At 37.5% G+C, this 23,467-nt stretch carries 20 protein-coding genes and 1 tRNA gene; 15 read left to right on the plus strand and 6 right to left on the minus strand.

The genetic code is table 11. The features are described 5' to 3' along the window. Positions 1 to 304 precede the first annotated feature (304 nt). From FTU12_RS15185 to rpmE, 3 genes are all read left to right on the plus strand, one after another. Positions 305 to 1,279 (plus strand): bile acid:sodium symporter family protein, encoded by a 975-nt coding sequence (locus FTU12_RS15185; RefSeq protein WP_180026456.1) that lies wholly within the window; start codon positions 305 to 307, stop codon positions 1,277 to 1,279. A 51-nt stretch (positions 1,280 to 1,330) separates the two neighbouring features. Beyond that, entirely contained in the window at positions 1,331 to 1,801 is a 471-nt protein-coding gene (locus FTU12_RS15190) for a hypothetical protein (RefSeq protein ID WP_180114879.1), read from the plus strand. 217 nt (positions 1,802 to 2,018) lie between these two features. Beyond that, entirely contained in the window at positions 2,019 to 2,243 is a 225-nt protein-coding gene (gene rpmE / locus FTU12_RS15195) for a 50S ribosomal protein L31 (RefSeq protein WP_078190165.1), read from the plus strand. Positions 2,244 to 2,326: 83 nt separating this feature from the next. Here rpmE and FTU12_RS15200 read toward each other — a convergent pair whose 3' ends face one another. Genes FTU12_RS15200 through epmB form a run of 3 tightly spaced genes read right to left on the minus strand, consistent with a single transcriptional unit; the run spans position 2,327 to position 7,214 of the window. Further along, entirely contained in the window at positions 2,327 to 4,456 is a 2,130-nt protein-coding gene (locus tag FTU12_RS15200; RefSeq protein ID WP_180114881.1) for an EAL domain-containing protein, read from the minus strand. Beyond that, positions 4,438 to 6,183 (minus strand): GTPase, encoded by a 1,746-nt coding sequence (locus FTU12_RS15205; RefSeq protein ID WP_180021984.1) that lies wholly within the window; start codon positions 6,181 to 6,183, stop codon positions 4,438 to 4,440. Before FTU12_RS15205 ends, FTU12_RS15200 begins: the two co-directional genes overlap by 19 nt. Positions 6,184 to 6,197: 14 nt before the next feature. Next, positions 6,198 to 7,214 (minus strand): EF-P beta-lysylation protein EpmB, encoded by a 1,017-nt coding sequence (gene epmB, locus FTU12_RS15210; RefSeq protein WP_180114883.1) that lies wholly within the window; start codon positions 7,212 to 7,214, stop codon positions 6,198 to 6,200. A 388-nt stretch (positions 7,215 to 7,602) separates the two neighbouring features. Between epmB and efp the strand changes: the two genes are divergently transcribed. The 8 genes from efp (at position 7,603) to FTU12_RS15250 (ending at position 16,225) form a co-directional block, all read left to right on the plus strand. Continuing rightward, a complete protein-coding gene (gene efp / locus FTU12_RS15215) occupies positions 7,603 to 8,172 on the plus strand; it encodes an elongation factor P (protein ID WP_067762759.1) in 570 nt (189 codons plus the stop codon). Positions 8,173 to 8,366: 194 nt separating this feature from the next. Further along, positions 8,367 to 10,469, plus strand: coding sequence for a carbon starvation CstA family protein (locus tag FTU12_RS15220; RefSeq protein WP_078190161.1), 2,103 nt, complete (start codon positions 8,367 to 8,369; stop codon positions 10,467 to 10,469). Positions 10,470 to 10,482: 13 nt separating this feature from the next. After that, complete coding sequence (locus tag FTU12_RS15225) at positions 10,483 to 10,785, plus strand: YbdD/YjiX family protein (protein ID WP_078190160.1); 303 nt, start codon at positions 10,483 to 10,485, stop codon at positions 10,783 to 10,785. Positions 10,786 to 11,013: 228 nt separating this feature from the next. Continuing rightward, positions 11,014 to 11,970, plus strand: a complete 957-nt coding sequence (locus FTU12_RS15230; protein WP_180114885.1) for a MoxR family ATPase — start codon at positions 11,014 to 11,016, stop codon at positions 11,968 to 11,970. 12 nt (positions 11,971 to 11,982) lie between these two features. Beyond that, positions 11,983 to 12,888, plus strand: a complete 906-nt coding sequence (locus FTU12_RS15235; RefSeq protein ID WP_180114887.1) for a DUF58 domain-containing protein — start codon at positions 11,983 to 11,985, stop codon at positions 12,886 to 12,888. A 3-nt stretch (positions 12,889 to 12,891) separates the two neighbouring features. Beyond that, positions 12,892 to 14,904, plus strand: a complete 2,013-nt coding sequence (locus FTU12_RS15240) for a DUF3488 and transglutaminase-like domain-containing protein (protein WP_180114889.1) — start codon at positions 12,892 to 12,894, stop codon at positions 14,902 to 14,904. 31 nt (positions 14,905 to 14,935) lie between these two features. Next, a tRNA-Val gene (locus FTU12_RS15245) sits at positions 14,936 to 15,012 on the plus strand. A gap of 211 nt (positions 15,013 to 15,223) precedes the next feature. Further along, positions 15,224 to 16,225 carry a site-specific integrase gene (locus FTU12_RS15250; RefSeq protein ID WP_180066687.1) on the plus strand — a complete coding sequence of 334 codons (1,002 nt, stop codon included), beginning with the start codon at positions 15,224 to 15,226 and terminating at the stop codon, positions 16,223 to 16,225. 89 nt (positions 16,226 to 16,314) lie between these two features. Here the strand turns inward: FTU12_RS15250 and FTU12_RS15255 are convergent, their stop codons facing one another. After that, positions 16,315 to 16,608 (minus strand): hypothetical protein, encoded by a 294-nt coding sequence (locus FTU12_RS15255; RefSeq protein WP_180066689.1) that lies wholly within the window; start codon positions 16,606 to 16,608, stop codon positions 16,315 to 16,317. Positions 16,609 to 18,075: 1,467 nt separating this feature from the next. Between FTU12_RS15255 and mobC the strand changes: the two genes are divergently transcribed. Beyond that, positions 18,076 to 18,594 (plus strand): plasmid mobilization relaxosome protein MobC, encoded by a 519-nt coding sequence (gene mobC, locus FTU12_RS15260; protein ID WP_180066691.1) that lies wholly within the window; start codon positions 18,076 to 18,078, stop codon positions 18,592 to 18,594. A 3-nt stretch (positions 18,595 to 18,597) separates the two neighbouring features. After that, positions 18,598 to 21,015, plus strand: a complete 2,418-nt coding sequence (locus FTU12_RS15265; RefSeq protein WP_180114891.1) for a relaxase/mobilization nuclease domain-containing protein — start codon at positions 18,598 to 18,600, stop codon at positions 21,013 to 21,015. Between the two features lie 41 nt (positions 21,016 to 21,056). On the opposite strand, the gene FTU12_RS15270 is transcribed toward FTU12_RS15265, so the two are convergent. Then, positions 21,057 to 21,812, minus strand: a complete 756-nt coding sequence (locus tag FTU12_RS15270) for a hypothetical protein (RefSeq protein ID WP_180066695.1) — start codon at positions 21,810 to 21,812, stop codon at positions 21,057 to 21,059. Positions 21,813 to 21,829: 17 nt separating this feature from the next. Next, a complete protein-coding gene (locus FTU12_RS15275) occupies positions 21,830 to 22,177 on the minus strand; it encodes a hypothetical protein (protein ID WP_180066697.1) in 348 nt (115 codons plus the stop codon). Positions 22,178 to 22,740: 563 nt separating this feature from the next. Here FTU12_RS15275 and FTU12_RS15280 point away from each other — a divergent pair. Then, positions 22,741 to 23,085 carry a helix-turn-helix transcriptional regulator gene (locus FTU12_RS15280; RefSeq protein ID WP_180066699.1) on the plus strand — a complete coding sequence of 115 codons (345 nt, stop codon included), beginning with the start codon at positions 22,741 to 22,743 and terminating at the stop codon, positions 23,083 to 23,085. A gap of 130 nt (positions 23,086 to 23,215) precedes the next feature. Continuing rightward, positions 23,216 to 23,380, plus strand: a complete 165-nt coding sequence (locus FTU12_RS15285; protein ID WP_180114877.1) for a hypothetical protein — start codon at positions 23,216 to 23,218, stop codon at positions 23,378 to 23,380. The last annotated feature ends 87 nt before the right edge of the window (positions 23,381 to 23,467 follow it).

Here is a 23,467-nt window from a genome sequence, read left to right on the forward strand (position 1 = left end):
AGGATCAGAAAGCTTGTTTGAATCGATGTATTTCATCCGCAGATTATGCACGAATGCTAAGAAATCCGGAGTGCAAATATTAACCAAAAGAAGATCGTTTTTTGATTTATGAAAGAGATCTATTCTTATTTATAATTTTTTTTGCGTTGAGCTCACTATCAACGTTTAAAATAATGAATATATCGGAGAAAAGCTGGCTTTATTTACATGGCCCAGTAAGATGAAATTTACTCAATGGTAAATTTAGCTTATTGGGCATTTTTTTGTCGATGCGTTTAAAGGGAAATTTGTACAGGATGTTGTTATGCTGAAAATGTTGGCTTTGGATCGTTTTACCATTCTACTTTTTGTAATGGTCATACTTGCGACTTTTTTGCCTGTTAGTGGTCAAGCTGCAGAAATCTTTGGCTATATTACCACGGCTGCAATTGCCATTTTATTTTTCCTTCATGGTGCAAAGTTATCTCGTGAGGCTGTGGTTGAAGGCATAATGCACTGGAAGTTACATGCTTTAGTTTTTGCTTTTACCTTTGCATTATTTCCATTATTGGGTTTAATGGCGAAACCAATTCTCGTGCCGATGTTAGGGCAAGAGTTGTATTGGGGCTTTTTGTTTATGTGCTTTTTACCCTCGACAGTACAGTCTTCTATTGCATTTACTTCGGTAGCACAGGGTAATGTTGCTGGCGCAGTCTGTAGTGCATCATTTTCAAATATTATTGGGATGTTTATTACCCCAGTGATGGTGGCCTATTTTATTCTTGGTCAGTCACAACATAACTATGATCCGACGGCATCTATTATCCAAATTACCCTGTTATTACTGATTCCCTTCATTTTAGGGCAGCTCCTCCGTCCTTGGGTGTTTCCTTATATGAAGAAAATGCCAAAAATCGTCAAGGTATTTGATCAGGGCTCAATTTTGATGGTGGTCTATGGTGCATTCAGTAGTGCAGTGGTGGCAGGGCTATGGCATCAAGTGAGTGGTATGACCTTATTCCTATTGATTGTGGCGTGCTCTGCCTTGTTAACGATCATTATGTTATTGGCGCTATATGTACCACGTTGGTTGGGCTTTAGCCGAGCTGATCAAAAGACGATTTTCTTTTGTGGTTCTAAAAAAACCTTGGCGAGCGGCGTGCCCATGGCACAAATTTTATTTATTGGGCAGCCGATGGGGATGATAGTTTTACCGATTATGATCTTTCACCAAATTCAGTTGATGGTCTGTGGTGTGATTGCCAACCTTTGGGCAAAACAAAGCCGTGGGCAAGAATAGGGCGAGATGAGTACGTCCTTTTAAAATACCTTATATAGATGAAAAAAAATCATGAAAATTAAAAGAGGCTTCTTCATTTTATTCTTGGGTTTGAACACAGTCGTTCATGCCCAAGAGGATTTATCCGTAAATAGTAACCGTGATGTCATTGAAAAAATGCCGCTCATCAGCCTGCAGCCCATGTTGGATTTTTGTCGTGATCGACAACCACAGATGAATACGGAATTAGATCAGGCTTATCAAACTGCAAAACTTAAATTAATTGCTGCAGTTCAGGCTGTCCGTTTTAATGGTGTAGAGCCATTAAAAGCAAAAGATGTTGATCAGCCCGTCGATGCACAATTTAAACAGCAGGTTCAAAGTATGTTAGAGGGCATGAGCAGATCATTACAGTCAGTAAATGCTACGACGTTTTGTCCTGCATTTATTGAAAAATTAGACCATTTTGATCAAGCCCAATTTCAGCGTACAGTCGAATTACAATATCAGAAATATTTAGAGCAAGCTCAACCTAAAGAGTAGAGCGATTCAGCCTTGAATATCTATTTATTAACAATAAAAAATCAGCTATAATTTGCCCCAACTTGTTGTGCTTAGCTCTGACGGTATCCGTCTCGGTGGGCCAAAAGAATGGTCTGTTATGGTGTTGGTCTGCTTTTTTAAGCCTTCCTTGTAGTGATGCAAGAGTGATCAATTGCGATGACAGCTAAACCTTCTTAAATCTTAGGAGTAATCGACGATGCGCGCCGATATTCACCCAAAATATGAAACTTTAGTTGCTACATGTTCATGCGGTAACGTAATTGAAACTCGTTCAGCTCTTGGTAAAGAAACTATTTACCTAGACGTATGTTCTGCTTGCCACCCATTCTACACTGGTAAACAGAAAAGCGTTGACACTGGCGGTCGTATCGACAAATTCAAACAACGTTTTGCTGGTATGTCACGTTCTATCAAACGTTAATATCCAAAACGAAAAACGGGCTTTATGCCCGTTTTTTTGTGCCGATAAAAAAGATAAACCTTAAATCGGCAATGTTCAGAACCTTATTGGTCCTGAACATCGATGAGATGGTCGAGTTTCTTCTGGAAATAATCGCCTTGAATAAAGCGAGCTTCGACATTCCAAGCATTGGCAAATAGGGTCATGTCATTTAATTCACGTAACATGATTTCAACAGTTTTGATTTCATGATAAGTGGTAATTTTTTCTTGGAGCTCTTGGCACGACTTATCGTTTGCAAGCATTTTGGTCAAACTTGAATCTAATGTTAAGCAGTGAACATCCATTTGGCGTAATAATGATTCACTAAACATCGAATGACCAAAATTGCGTAAAGCCAGTTCGGCACCATTTTTACGAAGTTCTACAAATGCTTTTTGAGCGGCATCGATATTGAGCTGAATGTCTTCTTCGGCAAATTGTAAAATCAGTGGATTTTTCAATTTACTACGAATAATCGTAATTAGTTTCGAAATAAACTCAGGGAAGGTGCGGTCGTTATATAGCACTTCTTTGTTCAGGTTAACGATTAATTTAGCTTCAGGGAACTGAGTGATGAAGTTGTGTAGTTGTTTACACGATTCAACTAAGATCCAACGATCCAATTTAATGGAAAGCTCAGAGTCTTCAGCCAATTCACGTAGTTGGGCGATATCTTTCCATTTATTTTCAAAAATAAAGCCGCTGGTTACTTCATAAGTATAAAGATGTGAATCTTCTTTATCATACAGTTGCTGATATTTAAGATGAATTTCACCGCGTTCTAAGCAGTTGCGAAGGGCCTTGATAACAGGAGCTTCATCACTAACGACAATCGGCGCAATTTGTGCTTCTGGTGTACCGAAATCTAAACTTGGTATGTCAATTTCTAATGGAATCGTTAAGTCGATTTCAGGTGCTTGTTGGTTGGTTGGTAGCGCAGTATTAAAGGCTTTCGCAATAAAGGTATCAAAATGTGCTTCATCACGAATATCGCTGTCTAAAACACTGTATCCTATGCGTAAATTTAATGGATAAGTTTCATTGTTTACACTGAGTAATTGAGGTTTGCTCAGGGTGTTAAGACCAATCAACTTAGAATCAAGTTTGAGCTGATTATCCGCTTGGAATAAGGCAACGATTGCACCATTATCTAAACTAAATAATGGAGCATGAGTCTGATCTTTCAAGAAGTCTTTAATATTGGTGAAATAGCTCTTATAGGTATTCCAATCTTTTTGAAAAATCGCATCTGAGCAAGAAGCCAATGTAAATAGAACTACTGCATTTACATTAGCAGGTTGCTGAGCAATGGTACGGTTGAGTTGTTGAAATGCTTTTGGTTTTTGTGGGCTAGCTTCAACTTGAGCATTGCTTACAGCATTGCTGCTTTGACTGCCAATTTCAATTGCGAGCTGTAAAGCATCTTCTTCAGCCGTGGCAATAAATTCGAGTTTTAGTGGGTTTTGCCCAGCCACTGCGATATTTTGCGAAACAAGATCAAAACGTCCTAAATCGAGCTGCCCTTGGCTAATTTTTTTAAAGCGTTGTTTAAAGTCGTTGAGGTCAGTAGGTTGTAATAGATCGAGTAAAGGCAGACCAATTACATCATCTTCATTTTTTAGACCAAACAAAGTGAGATATTCAGCATTGGCTTGAATGTGAATGCCTTCTTGAATCACGGCAACCGCTTTACGACTATCTTCAACTAAAGCCTGGGTTTGGATTTGAGCTGTTTCGAGCTCTTCCATTAAATGTTGCTGCGATTGTTGTAGGCGACTAAAGGATAAAGCACGGATTAAACCAAAATAGAAACTCTCAGGTTCAGCAATATCGACAATGTCATAAATCCCTTTTTTGACTAAACTTGCATATTGTTCTGCTTGATAGTCTTCGGGTTTAAGTAAAATAATCGGTAAATTCGGTTGGCTCGATAGTTGAACTAAACTTAAAGCTTGTTCATATTTTAAATCATAAGCACGTCCAAAAATGATCAAGTCCCAATTGAGATTCAGCTGTTTTTCGAAATTTTGTAAATCATCAAGTAATATGGCATGAACTTGATGTTCGCTGTCTGTCAATAAATCACGTATCTGGTTAAAACGTATTTGATTATCATCAATAATGAGTAATCGAGTTTCCGTACGTTTTAGTTTTTTGGATAGTAATGGATTTCTCACTTTAATGCTTCCCATAAGTCGTTATTTTTGATCTCATTGCTCTGTTTCGCAATATAGTCTTTAACGACATTTTCTTGCTCTTCATTCAATAATTCATATTCAAAGCGAATAAAGCTTTGTGTCACCAACTGCGCTTTGGTGAGATAGACTTTGATGTCTTCTTTGCCTAAGCGAAGGTGGATCGTTTGTTTCTCTCGGAAGAGATTTGCCCCAGGTAAAATTAAGGTCGTAGACACTTGATCAAGTTGTGTGGTCTGTACCAATAAAGCAGGTTGATGATTTGTTGTATTGCGGTCGGTACGAATATGGGCTGAACATGGATACAAATCTTGAGCCAGTACTTCGAGACCCAATTCCAAACTTTTTTCAGTCGATTGTTTGATCCAACGAACAACACCGCCACGCCATTGGCTTTGAGCATTTTCTTGGATCAAAATAAATTCGCCGGTTTTTAAATTAGCAGGGGTAGGGCCAGTCCATTTAATGCGATAACCATTCACACTAATATCTAATACGTCAGCAGTATGAATCTGTTTTGCTTCACGATCTAGCGCTTTCGCATTAGTCATGCCTGTTGGCATATTTGAATCATGCGAATTGACAAAAGAGGCTTCATTGTGGAATTGATAATTGCCTTCCAAATCTAAAGTTTCGTGGAAGTTTTTACCTTTAGAGAGATAGAAATGCGCCACCATTAAGCTAAAGCAAATATTAATTTGCGCAGAATATTCATAACGTTCATGACGGCGTTCAGTGTTGTTGGTCAAAATATTATGAATATGGAAATATAGCGCTGGAGTTAAAAATAACTTTTCATTTTTAGATAAATAATTGGCATTTCTAGTTTGCGTTTCGGTCAAATGATCGAGCAAGTTTTGCGTTGAAATGTATACATTGGCTTGATAAGACCGATCTTGTTTTGAGTTATAAATCGGTGGGTGATCTTTTTTCGTGTCTACAACATAGCGTGAAAGCGTGGTTTCTTTCGGTAGGATTTGAACCAATTTTGCCCAGTCAAAGCTACATAAATACAAACCTTGGATTTCAGCAGGGCGAATCTGATGATTATTGAAAATATCTAATAAGATTAATTGTGCATAAGCTTGAGCAATATTTGCAATTTGATGTTGAGTACCCAGTAACTGATTGACATTACTTTGATAGAAATTGTGTTCAATGGCACATTCAATCAGTTGATGTGCCGCAATCCATTGACCTGCAGTCGGTGTGGCATACAACATATGTTGTTGATACAACAACAGTGTCAGTTGTTGCAACGCATAGTAGATTGATGCAATTCGAGCGGTTTGTAAGCTTTTTTTATGGCCGAATGAAAAAATCGAAAACTTTTGTTGATTAAGCTGCTGATTACATCGTTTGGCAATATCAATATAGATTTTGGCAAAGTGACTGCGTAAAAGCATCGCCAATTCAATGATTTGGTCATTACGATCCGTGGTAATGAGGCTTTGATTGGTAAAGTGTTTTTCTAAGCTTGTGAGCACACTTTCCATAGTCGGATGTAAAATTTGAACCAAATCAAAACGTAGCATCTCTTGGCATTTCAGCTCGGAGATTTCAAGTAAGGCATTGAATAAAGCTTTAGATGAGGTACCCAATTGTAAAATTGAAATACCGTTTAACCACTCTTGCAGACCTTTAGCATTGGTCGGACAAAAGCTTAATTTATCCAGCTTTAATTCAGTCGGATTGTAAAACGTATCTGAAGTATGCGTGGTCATCTTTATTATTTAACTCAAAAAGTTGAAGCCCCAAAAAGCGGTGTCTTGTTTTTTTCGCCCGCTATTTCCCGTACAAGTTTAGGAACCAAATAACCAGGTAGGTTCTCTAAAACTTTTTTATAAATTAAATCAATATCCTGAGCTGGTGTATCAAAATGATGAGCACCTTTTACTTTATCCAGAACATGCAAATAATATGGCATTACACCTGCGTCGAATAAGCGGTAACTTAAATCGACCAACACTTCTGCAGAATCATTAACCCCTTTTAATAAGACTGCTTGGTTCAGCACGGTGATTCCTTGTTTGACAAGCTGTTGAAGCTGGCTGCACGTGAAGTCATCTAGCTCTGATGGATGATTTGAGTGTACCACTAGAATAATGCGTAGCCTACTGTTTTTTAAATTAGAAACCAGCTCTTCATCGACACGGTTGGGGATTACGATAGGAACTCGTGAATGAATTCTCAAAAATTTAATTTGTGGCAAAGTCGATAAACGTTCAATCCACACTTGAAGTTTACGATTTGATAGTGTGAGCGGGTCTCCACCACTTAAAATCACTTCATTAATATCGGATTGTTGTTCAATATATTGTTTAATGTTTGCCCAATCGTCATTTTTAGGCAGGTTTTCTTGGTAGGGAAAATGCCGGCGGAAACAATAACGGCAATGGACCGCGCAGGCACCGGTTAAAGTCAGTAAAAAACGAGACTTGTACTTATGTAATACCCCTGGCTGTTGGTTAGCCTGCTCTTCACCTAAAGGGTCGGTGACAAAACCGGCGTGTTCTTCAAGTTCCAAATGATGCGGTAGGACTTGGAGTAAAAGCGGATCAAGCGGATTACCTTTTTGCATTTTTTCGACAAAAGCGCGCGGCACACGTAGGCGAAACTCATCTGCTGCGAACTGAGCACCAGATAATAACTGATCATGCGAAAGTTCTAATACATCGAGTAATTCTTGAGGATTTGTAATCAAATCACTCAATTGGGTTTGCCAGTTTTGCTCTTGAAATAAATAGTTTATCATGCCGATTGTTTAAAAAATGCAGAAAGGTGAGTAGGGAATATTGCTGAAATTAATGCGTCGAACTTTTAAGTGTAAGCTGAAATAATTCCGATAAAGCTCACAACGGATGAAGCCTACGAAACATTTATTAAGTTTCAGTAAACAGCAATTTTACCTGTTTGTGGGCATTGTATAAACAAAGTTCTTTAATGTCTGAGTGTAAGTTAAGCAGCTTGACCCCTTTAATGGGGATTTTTTCGTTGCGACATGGTGCATTGGTCATTTAGAATACGCAATATCACATTAATGTGCATGTGGCAGCCAATGTTACAGTCAGTACTTGCTAAATGACATGTTACAGCCCATAGCATCTATAGATTAAAGTTAGTAAGTTTGGAGTGAGCCAGTCATGGCCTATTATTCTACGAATGATTTCAAGTCAGGCCTTAAGGTCATGCTTGACGGTAACCCATGTTCAATCATGGAAAACGAATACGTAAAACCAGGTAAAGGCCAAGCTTTTAACCGCGTAAAATTACGTAACCTTAAAACTGGTAAAGTTTTAGAAAAAACTTTCAAATCTGGTGATTCACTAGAAGCTGCTGACATCCAAGAAGTTGAAATGAACTACTTGTATAACGACGGTGAAATGTGGAACTTCATGGATCCAGAATCTTTCGAACAAATCGCTGCTGATAAAGTTGCTATGGGTGACGCGGCTAAATGGTTGAAAGATGACTCAAATGAACTTTGCACAATCATGCTTTGGAACGGTGTTCCTTTAACTGTGAGCGCGCCCAACTTCGTTGTATTAAAAATCGTTGAAACTGATCCAGGTGTACGTGGTGATACTTCAGGCGGTGGCGGTAAACCGGCTAAGCTTGAAACTGGTGCAGTTGTACGTGTTCCATTATTCGTACAGCAAGAAGAAAGCGTTCGTGTAGACACCCGTACTGGTGACTATTTAGAACGTGCATAATGGTTTAAAAATAGACTATTATCGAAAGGGATGAAGTGATTCATCCCTTTTTTTATACCTATTGGTTTAAATTTTTATTCCAAAGTATTAGATGAAAAAACTTATAACAGGAGTAGAGTTTCAAGGGAAGAAACAGCAGTACCTCGAACAAGAAAAATCAAGCTGATTTATTTCAACATTTATGAGGGATTGAGATGGAAACCATTCAACCGAAGTCAGGAATGGCTTCGAAGATTATCTGGCTGTTTGTAGCCATTCTAGGTGCCGTTTCATTCGGCATACTAGCACTCAGTCGAGGCGAGCATGTCAATGCAGTTTGGCTGATCCTTGCAGCAATCTGTGTGTATAGCATTGCATATCGTTTTTATAGTTTATTTATTGCCAATAAAGTCTTTGAACTGAATGAGCGACGTTTAACGCCTGCCCATCGCTTAGCTGACGGTTTGGATTATGTGCCGACCAATAAAAGCGTTCTATTTGGTCACCACTTTGCTGCGATTGCAGGTGCAGGTCCTTTAGTCGGACCGATCCTTGCTGCGCAAATGGGTTATTTGCCGGGAACAATTTGGCTCTTGGTGGGTGTTGTTCTCGCCGGTGCGGTTCAAGACTTTTTAGTCTTATTCATCTCAACGCGTCGTGATGGTCGTTCACTCGGTGAAATGGCAAAACAAGAACTGGGTTCTTTTGCCGGAATCATCGTGATGCTTGGTGCACTTGGCGTGATGATCATCATTCTAGCAGTGCTGGCTTTGGTAGTTGTAAAAGCGTTGACCAATAGTCCGTGGGGTGTCTTCAGTATCGCTGCCACTGTACCGATTGCGATTTTCATGGGTATCTACATGCGATTTATCCGTCCGGGTAAAATTGCAGAAGTGTCGATCATTGGTTTTGTACTGATGATGGCTGGGATTATCTATGGTGGCGACATTGCACAGCATCCGTACTGGGGGCCATTCTTTACACTTTCAGGTACTGAACTAACTTGGTGGTTGATTGGTTATGGTTTCGTGGCATCAGTATTACCTGTTTGGTTACTGCTTGCACCACGTGATTACCTATCGACCTTCTTGAAAATTGGTGTTATTGCAGGTTTGGCAATCGGGATCATGTTTGCATTGCCTGAAATGAAAATGCCAGCGGTGACGCATTTTATTGATGGTACGGGTCCTGTATTTGCAGGCTCAATGTTCCCATTCTTGTTTATTACCATTGCCTGTGGTGCAATTTCAGGTTTCCATGCGCTCGTTTCTTCAGGAACGACACCGAAGCTTGTGAATAATGAAAAAGATATTCGCATGATCGGTTATGGCGGCATGTTGATGGAATCTTTTGTTGCGATTATGGCTTTGGTCTGTGCAACGATTCTTGAGCCTGGTGTATATTTTGCGATTAATGCGCCAGCAGCTGTGATTGGTACAACGGTTGAGTCCGCTGCGGAAGCAGTTCGTACATTAGGCTTCGTGGTAACACCTGAAGCATTGACCTTACTTGCACAAGAAGTGGGTGAAAATTCGATTCTGTCTCGTACAGGTGGTGCGCCGACATTTGCGATTGGTATGGCGCATATCATTACGGAAATTTTCAATAACCGTTCAATGATGGCGTTCTGGTATCACTTCGCGATTTTATTTGAAGCACTTTTCATTTTAACAGCTGTGGATGCAGGTACTCGCGCATGTCGTTTCATGGTGCAAGATACAGTGGGTATCGTGGTTCCTGCGGTTAAAAACTCTCATAATTTCTTCGGAAATCTGTTGGGTACAGCGGTGGCTGTCGCAGGTTGGGGCTTCTTCGTTTACCAAGGTGTGGTTGACCCACTTGGTGGTATTAATAGCTTATGGCCGCTATTTGGTATTGGTAACCAAATTCTTGCTGCGATGGCATTGATCTTGGGTACAGTGATTTTATTCAAGATGAAAAAACAAAAGTATGTTTGGGTGACGATTATCCCAACAGTATTCTTGTTTATCACTTCTATGACCGCTGGTTGGCAGAAGATTTTCCACGAAAATCCAAAGATTGGTTTCTTGGCTCAGGCAGATCGTTTTAACGCAGCAATTGCGAAAAATGAATTGTTGGCACCTGCAAAAACCATGGCTGAAATGCATACGGTTGCATTGTCGAATCAAATCAATGCTGGTCTTTGTGCATTCTTTATGATCGTGGCATTTGTGATGTTATTTGCAGCGATTGGTGTGGTGCGTCGTGCCTTGGCAAATCCAAATCCATCGGTGAATGAAGCAGAAGCGATTTACCGTGACCCAGCTGAAATTAATCCGTCAAATTCAGCACATTAATAGGGGAATATGAATGAACCTGAAGTTTGCAAAAAGTGGAAAAACGGTGATTTATAAAATCATTAAAATGACCATTATGTCGCAGAAGGATTTAATTCTGAACCCGAAAAATTGGTCACGTATAGCGACGTTGTGGCAACGTTTACAGCAAAGTTTCCGCTTGATGGTGGGGGTGCCAGATTACCAAAACTATTTGGAACATATGGCAAAACATCATCCTGATTTGGAAGCGATGGATGCAAAAACATTTTATCGTCACTGTGTAGATGCACGTTATCCATCAGCTGGTGGTGACATGAAGAAGTGTCCTTGCTAATGCTTTGACTCGAGCTAAAAATCTAAGAAAAAAGCGTTCTTCGGGACGCTTTTTTATTGCAAAATTTTGATCAGTCGAAGCGAAAACAACGTTTTTGTATACTCAATAAATATCAAGCGTATGTATTTAAAGTATTGAACTGGGTATGGCTTGGAGATAAACACTGTATTTTTAAATAAAACCCTGTATGTTAGTCATTCATTTAACTTTTTTATTGGGGAATAAAAGGTGTTTTGGGGATCAGAGAAAAGCCAACAAAATAATACATCAACGCTTTTAAGTGAGCAGAGCCTTGCGCCTTTTTACCCGAAAATAAATACATTCCTCGAACAAACTAACCAAATTATTTTGGATAAAAATCAGCAAACCAAATTGGCTTTAGCTTGTCTATTGGCAGGCGGGCATGTGCTATTTGAAGATTTACCCGGTTTAGGGAAAACGACATTATCTAGCGCCTTGTCACATTTGGCGGGGTTAAAATTTCAACGGATTCAATTTACCAATGACATGCTGGCCAGTGATGTGATTGGAGTAAATATGTTTAATCAAAAAGAACATCATTTTGAGTTTAAATCTGGGCCGATATTTACCCAAATTTTATTGGCAGATGAAATCAACCGTTGTAGTCCAAAGACCCAAAGTGCTTTATTGGAAGCGATGGAAGAGGGCTACGTGACGGTTGATGGTGTGCGATATGCTTTGCCTCAACCATTTTGGGTGATTGCGACACAAAACCCCTTATTTCAAAGCGGTACGTATGCGCTACCTGAGTCCCAGTTGGACCGGTTTTTAATGCGTTTGTCTTTAGGTTATCCATCGCGTCAGGCTGAGAAATTATTGCTCCAACAAACTTCACGCCATGATCTGATTGCGGCATTAGCACATATCTTTAATGAAGCAGAAATTTTACAACTACAAGGGTTTGTCGAGCAGATACATCTGAGTGATCGTTTAATGGATTACATTTTGGATCTTGCTGCTGAGACACGTAAGGGGAGACATGGTCTTTCTACGCGTGGTGTTTTAGCCTTAAAGAAAGCTGCGCAAGCCTATGCGCTGATTGAGCAGCGAAATTATGTGAATCCTGACGATGTACAAGCCGTTTTTACAGCTGTGGTATCTCATCGAATTGGGTTGTCAGATCTTGAAGCCTTTAAGCTTTTAGAACAAGTTTCGATCCAATAAAGGAGTTGAACCTTGGCTTCAATGTGGCAGCAATGGATTGAACGTCGATTTAAAATCGATCAGCACAAGCAGCTGACTCAAAAAGATGTCTTGATCTTTATCTATCAGCAAGGCTACTTGTATTTGGTATTAATTTTCATCACTTTTATTGCAGGTGTGAATTATGCCAATAATTTGATTTTAGGCTTTTGCTTTTTAATTAGTGCCGTACTGTGTATTAGTTTCTATATTACTTTTAAGCAGCTTCATGCGTTGCAGATTCAAATAAATGTTGTTGATATCCCGCAAGCTGGGGAATTACTTTCGGTTGAAATTTACTTTAAGCAAGATGCTGAACAGGCGAGATATTTGTGGATTAAAACTGAAAATCAGCTACATAAAATATTAGTCAATGAGCAACAGCACTGTTTCCAGTTAAATTTTACAACCAGCCAACGCGGTGTTTTTCAGATTCCACCCATACAAATTTATAGTGTTTATCCCTTTGGTTTAGTGCGGGCCTGGACGTATTTGTACGTACAGCAACCAGCGTGGGTTGCACCTCAAGCCAGTTTGCATTCCGTTGAAAATAAGCAACAACAGCAAAATTTTGAACCTGATCTTGATGAATTTCGCGAATTACGGAGTTTTCAGACGGGGGATTCACTTCATGCGGTGTCATGGAAACAAGCAGCACGAGGACAAGGCTTGTATGTGAAAGTTTTTGAGCAATATGAAGATCTAAAGAAATTGGAGATTCATTATCACCATATGCCAGCTCAAAGTCATGAAGAAAAACTTAGCCTCATGATGGGTTTGGTCGAGCAGGCTGAGCAAAATCACGATCACTATGCACTGTATTTACCTAATGCTGAGTTAGCATCAGGTACTGGAACACTGCATTATTCCGAAGCAAAACGGTTATTGGCGCAGGCTTAAGAGATGATTGAAAATACCATACGCCGCTCAATATTACTCACTTTAGCATTGGTGCTCATTGCACAAATGCTTTATATCCCTGTGGCGACATCATTAGTATTTTTAGTCATTTGGCTTATTTTATTACTCAATACCCGCGCCAGTAAAAAACCATTTTCTAAAATTTTAACCTATGTGCTGACATTGACAGCATTATTTAGCATTTATATAAGCCATAAAACCTTTATTGGTGTTGATGCAGGGGTTGCAGTACTCAGTACATTTTTATTTGCTAAATCTTTAGAAACAAAAACACGTCGTGATGTAATTATTTTATTTAACTTTGCGATGTTTGTGATTGCCAGTAGCTTTTTGTTTAGCCAGTCTTTTGCCATGGCTTTGGTTATTTTATTGGCGTTGTTGAGCTGCTTTATTGGATTATATCGTTTACAGACCGTTGGTTTTAGCCAAAACTCAGGCGGTGAAATACAGGCGATTAAACAAGATATTGGGCATGTGGGAAAATTTATTGGCTTAGCTGTTCCATTCTTTATCTTGCTGTTTCTCTTTTTTCCACGCCTGCCGCCGCTATGGCATATTCCTATTCCTGAAAATAAAGCCACAACGGGAATCAGTGACAGCATGTCTCCGGGCGATATTGCTGAGTTATCACAGTCGAGTAGTTTGGCTTTTCGTATAATTGGTGATATTCAAGCCTTGCCAACACGTACAGAGCTGTATTGGCGGGCGATGGCATTAGATGAATATGATGGTTCTAAATGGACTAGTCATTTTTTTAACCAGAACGTTATACAGCTGAATCCAGCCGAGTTAAAACCCAAGCGGACATTGAATTATCAATATTTGGCTGCCGACCCAAGTGTGATGTGGATTATGTCGTTGGAGCAATCCGTTCCCAATGAAGCACGTTTTGCTTTAGGTCAAGATGGTCGAATTACACCCTACCGGTTAACAGCACGCACGGAGCCGATTCAACTGAAATGGTTAGGAAGTGCAGAGCCGCCACAAATAAAAAATGTGACTTTACTTAAAAAATTAAACACTCGCTATGTTGAAAACTTGGATGTTCAATCACAACAATTGGCCCAAACTTTATGGCAGCGAAGTCGTCAAAATCCTGAGCGTTATATTGCCGAAGTTTTGCAATGGTATAAACACAATCGCTTTGCATATACCTTAAGCCCAGGTGTATTGGGGCAAAATCGGATAGATGATTTTTTATTTGGATCAAGAAAGGGGTTTTGCGAACATTTTGCATCGAGTTTTGCAATGTTGATGCGCTATGTGGGTGTTCCATCGCGTATTGTTGTGGGATATCAAGGTGGTCAATTAGCACCAGATGGAAAAAGTTGGGAAGTTCGTCAACTTGATGCACATGCGTGGACTGAAGTTTATGTCAATCAACATTGGCGTCGTATTGATCCGACGGCCATGATCGCACCGCAGCGTATCGATGGGGGGATGCAGGATTATATGGAACAAGATCGGACAATTTTTGGGAGCCAGCAGTCGACTTGGGCCTATCAACAATTTTCGATGTTGAAAAAAGTCCGTGTATGGAGTGATTATGCGAGTTACCAATGGCAAAGCAAAGTGGTGGGTTATAATGCTGAATCTCAACAACAATGGTTTAAAAAGCTCGGGGTAAATTCTGCTTATGCAGTTGTTTTAATTCTTATTTTGAGTATTGGTGGCATTGTAGCATTATATTTTATATGGATTTTGTGGAAAAAAAGAAAAAGTTTAAGCCCTCTTGAAAGAGAAATTACCAATTTCGCAAAGAATTTACCCTTGAGCCAGCAAAAATTGACTTCTGAAAGTTTTCGGCATTGGTTACAACGTTTGGCTGAAAATGTACCTGAACATGAAAGGCGTTCATTTGAACAAGCTATTAGGTTATTTGAGCAGGAAATTTACGTAGGTACTCCGCTAAGTTCTCAAGATATTCAATGTTTTAAGACTTTGCTTAAAACTTGTACGCAAAGTTTAAAAAACTCAGAAAAGGGCTTGTCATAAAAAATAAAAATGAATATGATGCTTGGACTTCAGGTGTATAGCTCAGTTGGTTAGAGCGCTACGTTGACATCGTAGAGGTCAGCAGTTCGAGTCTGCTTATACCTACCAAGATTTTTATATTAAAAATCAACTAGATGTATTTTATTTCAATAACTTACATCAGAGTTTTTACTGCAAAATTGGTCAGCTTGAGAAACAAATTTCTCAGAATTCGCATTAAAAACCGCTTAATATTTCCGTTTTGACACCAAAATGGCACCAAGAATTTCACTTGGTCAAAATATTGGTGTCATTGCGACACCAATATTTTGAGGTCATTATGCAAAAACCGATTCAACGTGGTAATTCATGGCGTATGACTGTACGCTACAATGGCAAACGTTATACTGCTACAAGAGATACTAAGCAAGAATGTATTGCTTGGGCAAACGCTAAACTTCTCGATTTAAAATTAAAAGAATCCCTTCCAGAACCTCAAATTGATCTCACTTTTAAAAAGTTATTTGAAAAATACTATGCTGACGTTGGCTCTAAAATGCGTGGGTATACATTTATTCTTCAACAATTGAAAACATTTGATAAATATTGGGGGAATTTAGCCTATGAGTCGATCCATAGTATTACATCCCAACATATCACCAAATGGCGTAATGAACGATTAAATTCTGTTGGAGCTGGGACAGTTCATCGTCAGATGTGCTTATATAGTTCAGTATTTACATATGCTAAAAATGAACTTTTTTTAATTAAAGATAATCCTTTTATAGGAGTTACAAAGCCTCAAAAGCCGAAACCTCGGTCAAAGTTAATTACTGATGCGGAAATACACGTTATTCTCGAAGGACTCAATTATGTAAAGGGTACTGTTCCAACTAAACCATCACATTTCGTAGCTTGGTCATTTTTATTTGCTATTGAAACAGCAATGCGTAAAGGTGAAATAATTAATATAACTAGATCCAATATCCATGATGATTACATACATCTACCTATTACTAAAAATGGCTCATCTAGAGATGTGCCATTAACAAATAACGCTAAAGCTCTATTGGCTTTACTGCCAAAAAATTCTGAAAAAATTATCCCTCAAAATGAAAATTCATTCCGCCTGATTTGGCAACGTAACTTGCACCGAGTTGGTTTAAATGGAGTCATACATTTTCACGACACTCGACATGAGGCTATCACGCGATTTGCAAATCAGCGAAAATTGACAGTGGAAATGTTAGCTAAACTGACAGGGCATAAGACAATAAATACATTAATCAATACTTACTATAATCCGAGTGCATCAGATATAGCTAACATTCTGAATTCTTAGATACTAAGCCCCCAAAGGGGCTTTTTATAATTTTATGAGAAAGAAATTTAGTTAAAAATCATATTTACAAAAGATGTTTTTGCTTGGGATTAATTTTTTCGTCTAGAATTCCTTTTCCTTGATAGAGCATTTAGATTTTCTAAAATTGGTAAAACTTCTTTAGGGTCATATAGGTGTTTATTTTCATCTCCTTTATTAAACATACCAACTTTTTCAATGATTGTTTTTCGTGACAAATTAAAGCGTTCGGAAAGCCATGCCGTTGTTACACGGTTTTTGATATCTTCTTGTTTCATTTCAATAATCGTAGCTCCACCAATTTTTTCACCCAGGTATAGTTGAGGTGGATAATCTGACTCTAATACAACAACAAATTTGTTCATTACATTCCTACTAATTTACAAATTAGGACTAATAAATTTAAATATCAGATTACAGAGGGTCAGCAATATAATCTGTTTTAATCGACAATAACCATTAGTCGTCGTCGTGCTTGATACAACAATAGCAAAAATATAAATAAAATAATTTTTAGTTCAAGAAAACGTTATATTGATTAAAAACAGCTAGTTATGCTTTTTTTTTGAATGGTTTAATTTTCTTGAAATTATTAAGTGTTAATAACGTGAGGATTCTTGGTTTACTAATTAAACGTTGCAATTTGTATGTTTTGCATTCAGACAAATTGGATTTTTGGCTTACATTTATATTGCCGAATTAGAAATAATGCCGTTTGTTAAAATTCTATTTTAAACTGACCAAAACCAATTGGCTAATGGTGAACGTTGAGAGAGTTTTGGCAATACTCACCCTAAGAGCATTAAAAAATGCTCTTAAAGTATCACCAAAAGGCCAAAATTGGCTAACGGAGCCACGCTTCGGTCGTATTGGCAGAGAATAATTGTGCTTTTTCTCGTAGGCTGAGATTACGGTTCACACACCGCATCGAAACGTTCTCAAACCACTGCTATAGGTCATCTTGGCAAGGGTATTTACCCAATATACAATTTTGTCCCTTTGACAGCTACTCATCACGTTGTTGCTTTTTCGATATCCCCTAGTAGCAACTCTTAGCATAAATGCTGACTATAGCTTGCTAGCGTCACAGATCCTTCCACCCAAGCTAAAGTACTGCACAAATAAAAGATTTGAGCAGTGAGATAACGCTAGCAAAATAAAAAAATTCTTTTTTCATCTGTCTAATTTTGAAAAAAAATGGCTAAGTTTTTTTTATTAAAATCTACTAATTCTATGTCTATTTATATGATTTTTCGATATATAACTAAGTTGTTGAAAGTTCAAAAAAGATTTTAATAGTTATGTGATGAGTTTCACAAACTGTCCGTTTCTGGAAAAATGCCCAAATTTTATGTAGCGTTTCTGCAAAAAACACTTATTTATATTGTGTGTTACTGAGCAAACACATTTCTGTTACTGAGCAAATTTATCTGTGCTACTGAGCAAATACATTTCTGTTACTGAGCGAACTGTAAGCCAAAGCTTACAAGAATAAGAATCAGTTAGTGCAAAAGTATATAAATAGAAAGTCTCAAGATGATTTGAAACCAATTGTGGAAGATTAATGAAAGTTTTTAATAAAAATAAATCATAATAAACAATGACTTAAATAATAAATACACAAAAGATTAAGTCATTTTTTTTCAAAATAGCATCAATGAAATCGGTGTTTTTTTTTCTTTGCTAATGTTGATTGAACAGGGGAATTGTTTAAGCAAGCCTACCTGTAGCTACAAAAAAAAGTTCGTCGAACTTTTTATTTGGTACGCAACAGGGCTTGTTAGGGGCGACCCCCTAAGACCCCAACACACATCAATAAATTTGGTAGTTAAATGAAAAAAACTAAACGTGAAATTGTGAAAAGGCTACGATTTAACGGTGATCAAGCATTACAGTTGGAAAAATATCTGAATGATTATGATCTAAGATTTACCGATTTTGTTCATAAATTAATCAGTCAAGAGTTGCATATAATCTGGCCTATGGTGGCAGTTTGCAAAGATGATGCTCATACGAACTCTATAGCTCAAGGATTAAAGCTTAAGAAAAAACGGTCGACAAAAAATAATTCTAGTCGACCGGTTCCCCGTGCTGATCCGATGCTTTTATTAGAACTAGGTCGGATTGGGAACAATATTAATCAGATTGCACGTTCATTAAACTTCATTTGCCTGCAAAAGAGTGCAGCATTGGAGAAGCTTTCTTTTATAGATTGTTTAGACATTTTGGCCACCATTCAATCTGAACTTAATAGCTGCCTTCCTTCGATACCTAATTACTATGTTTCTCCGCAGCTTAGTGAAAAAAGAAAAAAAAAGGCGATCTTATTAGTATCTGAGAAAGAGCGCTAATTTATGATTATTAAATTTCTTAAATCAGGCACTGGTGATCCAAAATTAGCAGTTTCTTATTTGTTGGGCGCGCAAGATCACCTAGGTGATTTTCGTGCAGAGGTGGAAATTCTTAGAGGAGATCCAAAGACATTTACTTCGATTGCTGAAAGTATCCAATTTCAATATTGCTATACATCCGTTGTTATTGCTTGGTCGCCAGATGATTTTGTTTCAAATGAACAACTTCAAGAGGTTTTAGACTTATTTGAAGAACATGCCTTTGTCGGTTTAAGTCCTTCACAGTATCACATGACTGCAGTTATGCATGCGGATGAAGACGGTTCAAAACATTTACATATACTTGTACCACGTGTTGAGTTATCTACAGGTAAGTCATTAAACATTGCGCCACCAGGTCATCATCATTACTTTGATCCACTTCGTGATTTTCTTAATTTAAAATATGATTGGGCTCGACCAGATGACCCTAAAAGATTGAAAACAACCAGACCCAAAAATCATCACCAAATCCAAAATGCAGCTGCGATTAGAGCTAAATTGGAAACTTTACCAAAAAAAACACGTGTGGAATTGATCAACCAATATATAGAGCAACGAATTATTTTTGGAATTATCAATACACGTGAAGATTTAATTAATTGCTTATCTGAGTTAGGTGAGGTGAAAAGAAATAATGCGAACTACATTTCGATCAAATCAACTAAAGCAACAGATAGATTAAAAGGGGAATTTTATAATGCCGACTTTTCATACGATGCTTACCGAAAAAATAGAGAAGGACAAGCTAGAGCACGATCAATATTGCATGAATCTCAAGCAGAACTTCCGCGATCTTCAAGTGAGCACGAAAATTGCTTTAAGCGAATTGAAGCAGTTCGAAGAAAGCGTTACGAATATAACAAAAAATATTATCGAACCTCGGTTTCTGAATTTGAAAGAATTATTGAGCAACAGGCAAGATTATCACCAACGCTTGGAGCAACAGTTGTTGCAGAGTTTAAGCGAGAACGAAACCATGGATCTAGAGTTGTTGCTTTACCAAAAGGAAACGGACAGACAGTTTTTGAAAATTCAGAAAATGTTAGAGAACCAACAGCAGTTTCAAAAGAACATTCACACCGAATTAAGCAAAATTTTGGATTTATTCAGTCAAATTTACGAAAGCAATATTCAACTTCGGCAGAACAGTGCAGATACTTTGAATTTAAAGCCATTAATCCTGAAAATACAGAGCCAAATTCAAATCAGCGACAATCATCAAAAAGACATGACCATTCAATTAAATCAATATTTTGGCGAGCTGCTAGGAATAATACAGATGCAGAAAAAGCAGCAATTCCGAAGGTACAGTTGGTCCATTGGGATATTCGTAATATTCAGCATTGTCTTAATACTTTTAAATTTTATTTAAGCCTAAATATTGGTGCTAGAAATGAAAGAAACACAACTACAAATTCAAAAGAACCAATTAATCATTACGCAAGAGAAGATGATTCAAGAGTTGAAACAGGCGCTGAATATACTGCAGGAGGAAAACCAGCAAAACAAGGGCATAGTAGAAGCACAGAAAATATATATCAAAGAGCTAGAAAAGTTGCAGTTACAACTGAAAAACTTTCAAGATCTTATGACAAAAGAAAACTTTCTTATGACTATGAAGTTGAAAGATATGAATCAGAAGTTAAAAGCAAAAGAACAGGAACTCAAGCTTTATCAAGAAGAGTTATCCAAGGAAATTTCATTCAAAGAACTAATCGATTCTTTGGAGATATTAAGGAGCAAATTAGAAACACATTTCGAAAACTTATTGATCAGTTCGTATCTTCAGCCCTTAGTTCAGAAAGAAGTACTGACGTATATAAAAGAATTGAAGTAAAGGATAGTCGAACTAAGCTATCAACAAATGATAAGTTTGCGATGACGGCAATCAGTACAAAGCTAGCACAATTGGACAATCAATACCCACATCTTCACTTCGCTAAATCTCTACAAAATGTAGTAAATGCTGAGGCAAACTTGCTTGAACAAATGAATGTTGGACTCTCAAAAGAAAACATAGATTTATATGTAGATGATCACTTGTTTTTCATAGGTAAATGTTTGAACGAAATAAAGGGTGAAATTAATCTAATGGGTATAAATGAGTTGGATTCCTTAAAAGAATTCACAATAGTAATCGAACGCTATTTAGATCAAGTTGAGTTAAATAACGCTGCCAAAGATATAGTCATTCACAGTCAAGATGAAAAGCATCAAATTAACAAGATTATTCAAGAGTTTAACAATGGTTTGGTTGATAGAAAAGCTGAGTTAATAAAAGAAAGTGAACCTGCGAAGCAAAATGATAATGTAAAACCTGAGTATCGAATTATTAAGCAAAATAATTCAAATAGTATGGATGATATTCAACCACTGTAAATGATGAACAAGGAGATGGTTGTCTCCTTGTTTTTACTTAATTAAGAATTTAATCCTAATTGCTCTGGGCTATGCCAAGTCATTTTTAAATGACCGTATTGGTCTTTTAGATAGGCAGCTTTATGGATGATAAACCTTTTATTTTTTATCCAGTGATCTAAGCGTGCATCATCAAAATGTATGTCTACTCTTAGTTTTAACAGCTGTTGATATAAGCCACGTTTTTCAGGGGCCATTTTAGCTAAATCCGTGGATTGAGCTGTTGGCTGTAAAGGTTGACTTAATCCTTCAAGAAGAACAGGAATAGTTTGCTGTCGAGAATTTTTTACTGATTGCTTTGCAATTTGTATATTTCTGCCATGATGTGAACTTTTTGATGAATCAATATCATGTTGTGATTGAGGTTTAGATTTTAATGGGGTGCATAGTATGGTGTCGGTAAATTCAGTCGACACTTTTAATAATGCAGTGAGTTTACGGTAGTTAATACTATAAAAATTAGTCTGCAACCATTTATTTTGAGCTAGTTTTTTAACAATCAAAACCCCAGCTTTTTTTAATTTACTGACTATCCGTTTGATAGTGGAAACACTATATATTCCTAGGGTTTCAACCCATTGCTCATAGCTGTGGTAAAAGTACTTTTGCTGTTCAATACATTTAGCTCCTTTGCTTTGCAGACAATAATGTAATTTTTGTAAAAAAATCGCAGAGGGCACTCCATACGCTTGAGCAAGCGTAGGAGATGCAATGAGTGGGTAGTCACCTTGAACTAATAATTTTGATTTTTGAGTCATGAGTAGCTCCTCGTTTTTCAAAACTTATATGTAGCTTTTAAACGAGAAGGGAGTTGCTGCGTACGTCGTATCCATTCTTCAGGATATTCTTGATTATAATTTTCGATGTAGGTGCCAGACCAATATTCTTGGTTAATTTCATCCTGATCTTCGTGCTTTTGAGAAGAGTACACAGGCATTTGTTCTTCAGTTGCGCTGCTGTGTGTTGGACTTGAATTAGATATTGATGCTTGATCCAAAGTTATGAAGATATCAATTAAATCTTGGCGTTGTTTGTTATTAAGTAGTTTTGCACTCTCTACAATGAGTTGCTTGGCAAGATCTTTAGGCGTGCAAGGGGTTGCACCATTGAATTTGAAATTCATAGCAGTTTCCTAGATAAGTTTTGAGATTATCTCCATCACTTCTCACGGTAATTGGAGGCAACTTAACAGGGGTGAGAATACTGAATCTAGGATCAGCCAGCATAAAGCTGCCCTGCTAAGCTACCATAGGAACTGCTTAACAGTAGGCAAAAAAATAGCCGCAAGTGCGACAATTGATTGCACCTAGATCATATCAGGTTCTCACGCCCGAACACAGATTTTGCTGTGTTGATATGAAGTCTATCCAGTATGAAATAGAGCGTCAAGGCCCTATGTTAAGTTCTTTTAAAATTTAAAAAATGGTTAATGATTAAATATATTTAATTAATTTATTTTCATTCTATTTATAAAGAAGAAAAGCCCAAAGTGAGCCAATGGATAGGTTTAATATTATTCCAATGACAAGCTAACTTTGAAATGCATGTTAAGTCGTAGTTGTTAGGTGCTAAATTTGGTACATAACATATAAAAAAGTATAGATATATACAATATTTGGTACTTAACAGCATAAGCTGATTGGTGGTATAAAAAACAAACTACTAAATATTAGGGAGTCTTTAAAAATGCAATTCTGGAAAAATTCTAGTCCACAATTTATTTCTACTATTGTTGGTGAGCGATTAAAACGTATTCGCCTTAATAAAGATTTAACTCAATTAGAAGTAGCTGATTTGGCGTGGGTAAATAGAAGAACAGTGTTAAATGCTGAGAAAGGGGATGTGAAGCTTTCTGATTTGATAGCAATATTGGGCGCATTAAATATGCTTGATAATTTAGATATATTCGTACCAGAACTTCCATTATCACCAATTCAATTACACAAACTTCGTGGTAAGGAGCGTAAGAGAGCTTCAGGTACAAATAAGAAACCCAAAATAAAGATCGCAGAAAAACCATTAGATTGGTGATGTAATTATGGAATGTTATTACATAAAATTGATAAATTAAATTTATTCAAGCTTGAATTAATCAGTGTGGTATGAATAAATGTCTTTATTGCAATAAGTGTCTTCTGACTTAGAAAGGTAGCATTTGTTCATGAATGAATTTATTCAAACTCTAAATGGGAAAGATTTCAAATCTATTTATGTCGTCGGTGATTTACATGGTGCTTTCAGTCTTTTAATGAATAAGCTGATCTCAATTAATTTTGACTTTGAACAGGCTTTGTTGCACAAAGATTTGAAATACAAAGCCCCCTAATTGAGCCAAATTTAAGGCGTAACTTGGGTAAGTGGTCGACCTAATTCCGTAAATCTGTTGAGGACTGCTACACGTGCATGAATTTCA

This window comes from Acinetobacter sp. YH12063 (assembly GCF_013419715.1).
In the GTDB taxonomy this organism is placed as follows: Bacteria; Pseudomonadota; Gammaproteobacteria; order Pseudomonadales; family Moraxellaceae; genus Acinetobacter; species Acinetobacter amyesii.

What these genes read in the sequence shown, in the direction of transcription:
- FTU12_RS15185 (WP_180026456.1), top strand. Translation starts at nt 305, where the DNA reads ATGCTGAAAATGTTGGCTTTGGATCGTTTTACCATTCTACTTTTTGTA.
- FTU12_RS15190 (WP_180114879.1), top strand. Translation starts at nt 1,331, where the DNA reads ATGAAAATTAAAAGAGGCTTCTTCATTTTATTCTTGGGTTTGAACACA.
- rpmE (WP_078190165.1), top strand. Translation starts at nt 2,019, where the DNA reads ATGCGCGCCGATATTCACCCAAAATATGAAACTTTAGTTGCTACATGT.
- FTU12_RS15200 (WP_180114881.1), bottom strand. Translation starts at nt 4,456, where the DNA reads ATGGGAAGCATTAAAGTGAGAAATCCATTACTATCCAAAAAACTAAAA.
- FTU12_RS15205 (WP_180021984.1), bottom strand. Translation starts at nt 6,183, where the DNA reads ATGACCACGCATACTTCAGATACGTTTTACAATCCGACTGAATTAAAG.
- epmB (WP_180114883.1), bottom strand. Translation starts at nt 7,214, where the DNA reads ATGATAAACTATTTATTTCAAGAGCAAAACTGGCAAACCCAATTGAGT.
- efp (WP_067762759.1), top strand. Translation starts at nt 7,603, where the DNA reads ATGGCCTATTATTCTACGAATGATTTCAAGTCAGGCCTTAAGGTCATG.
- FTU12_RS15220 (WP_078190161.1), top strand. Translation starts at nt 8,367, where the DNA reads ATGGAAACCATTCAACCGAAGTCAGGAATGGCTTCGAAGATTATCTGG.
- FTU12_RS15225 (WP_078190160.1), top strand. Translation starts at nt 10,483, where the DNA reads ATGAACCTGAAGTTTGCAAAAAGTGGAAAAACGGTGATTTATAAAATC.
- FTU12_RS15240 (WP_180114889.1), top strand. Translation starts at nt 12,892, where the DNA reads ATGATTGAAAATACCATACGCCGCTCAATATTACTCACTTTAGCATTG.
- FTU12_RS15250 (WP_180066687.1), top strand. Translation starts at nt 15,224, where the DNA reads ATGCAAAAACCGATTCAACGTGGTAATTCATGGCGTATGACTGTACGC.
- FTU12_RS15255 (WP_180066689.1), bottom strand. Translation starts at nt 16,608, where the DNA reads ATGAACAAATTTGTTGTTGTATTAGAGTCAGATTATCCACCTCAACTA.
- mobC (WP_180066691.1), top strand. Translation starts at nt 18,076, where the DNA reads ATGAAAAAAACTAAACGTGAAATTGTGAAAAGGCTACGATTTAACGGT.
- FTU12_RS15265 (WP_180114891.1), top strand. Translation starts at nt 18,598, where the DNA reads ATGATTATTAAATTTCTTAAATCAGGCACTGGTGATCCAAAATTAGCA.
- FTU12_RS15270 (WP_180066695.1), bottom strand. Translation starts at nt 21,812, where the DNA reads ATGACTCAAAAATCAAAATTATTAGTTCAAGGTGACTACCCACTCATT.
- FTU12_RS15275 (WP_180066697.1), bottom strand. Translation starts at nt 22,177, where the DNA reads ATGAATTTCAAATTCAATGGTGCAACCCCTTGCACGCCTAAAGATCTT.
- FTU12_RS15280 (WP_180066699.1), top strand. Translation starts at nt 22,741, where the DNA reads ATGCAATTCTGGAAAAATTCTAGTCCACAATTTATTTCTACTATTGTT.
- FTU12_RS15285 (WP_180114877.1), top strand. Translation starts at nt 23,216, where the DNA reads ATGAATGAATTTATTCAAACTCTAAATGGGAAAGATTTCAAATCTATT.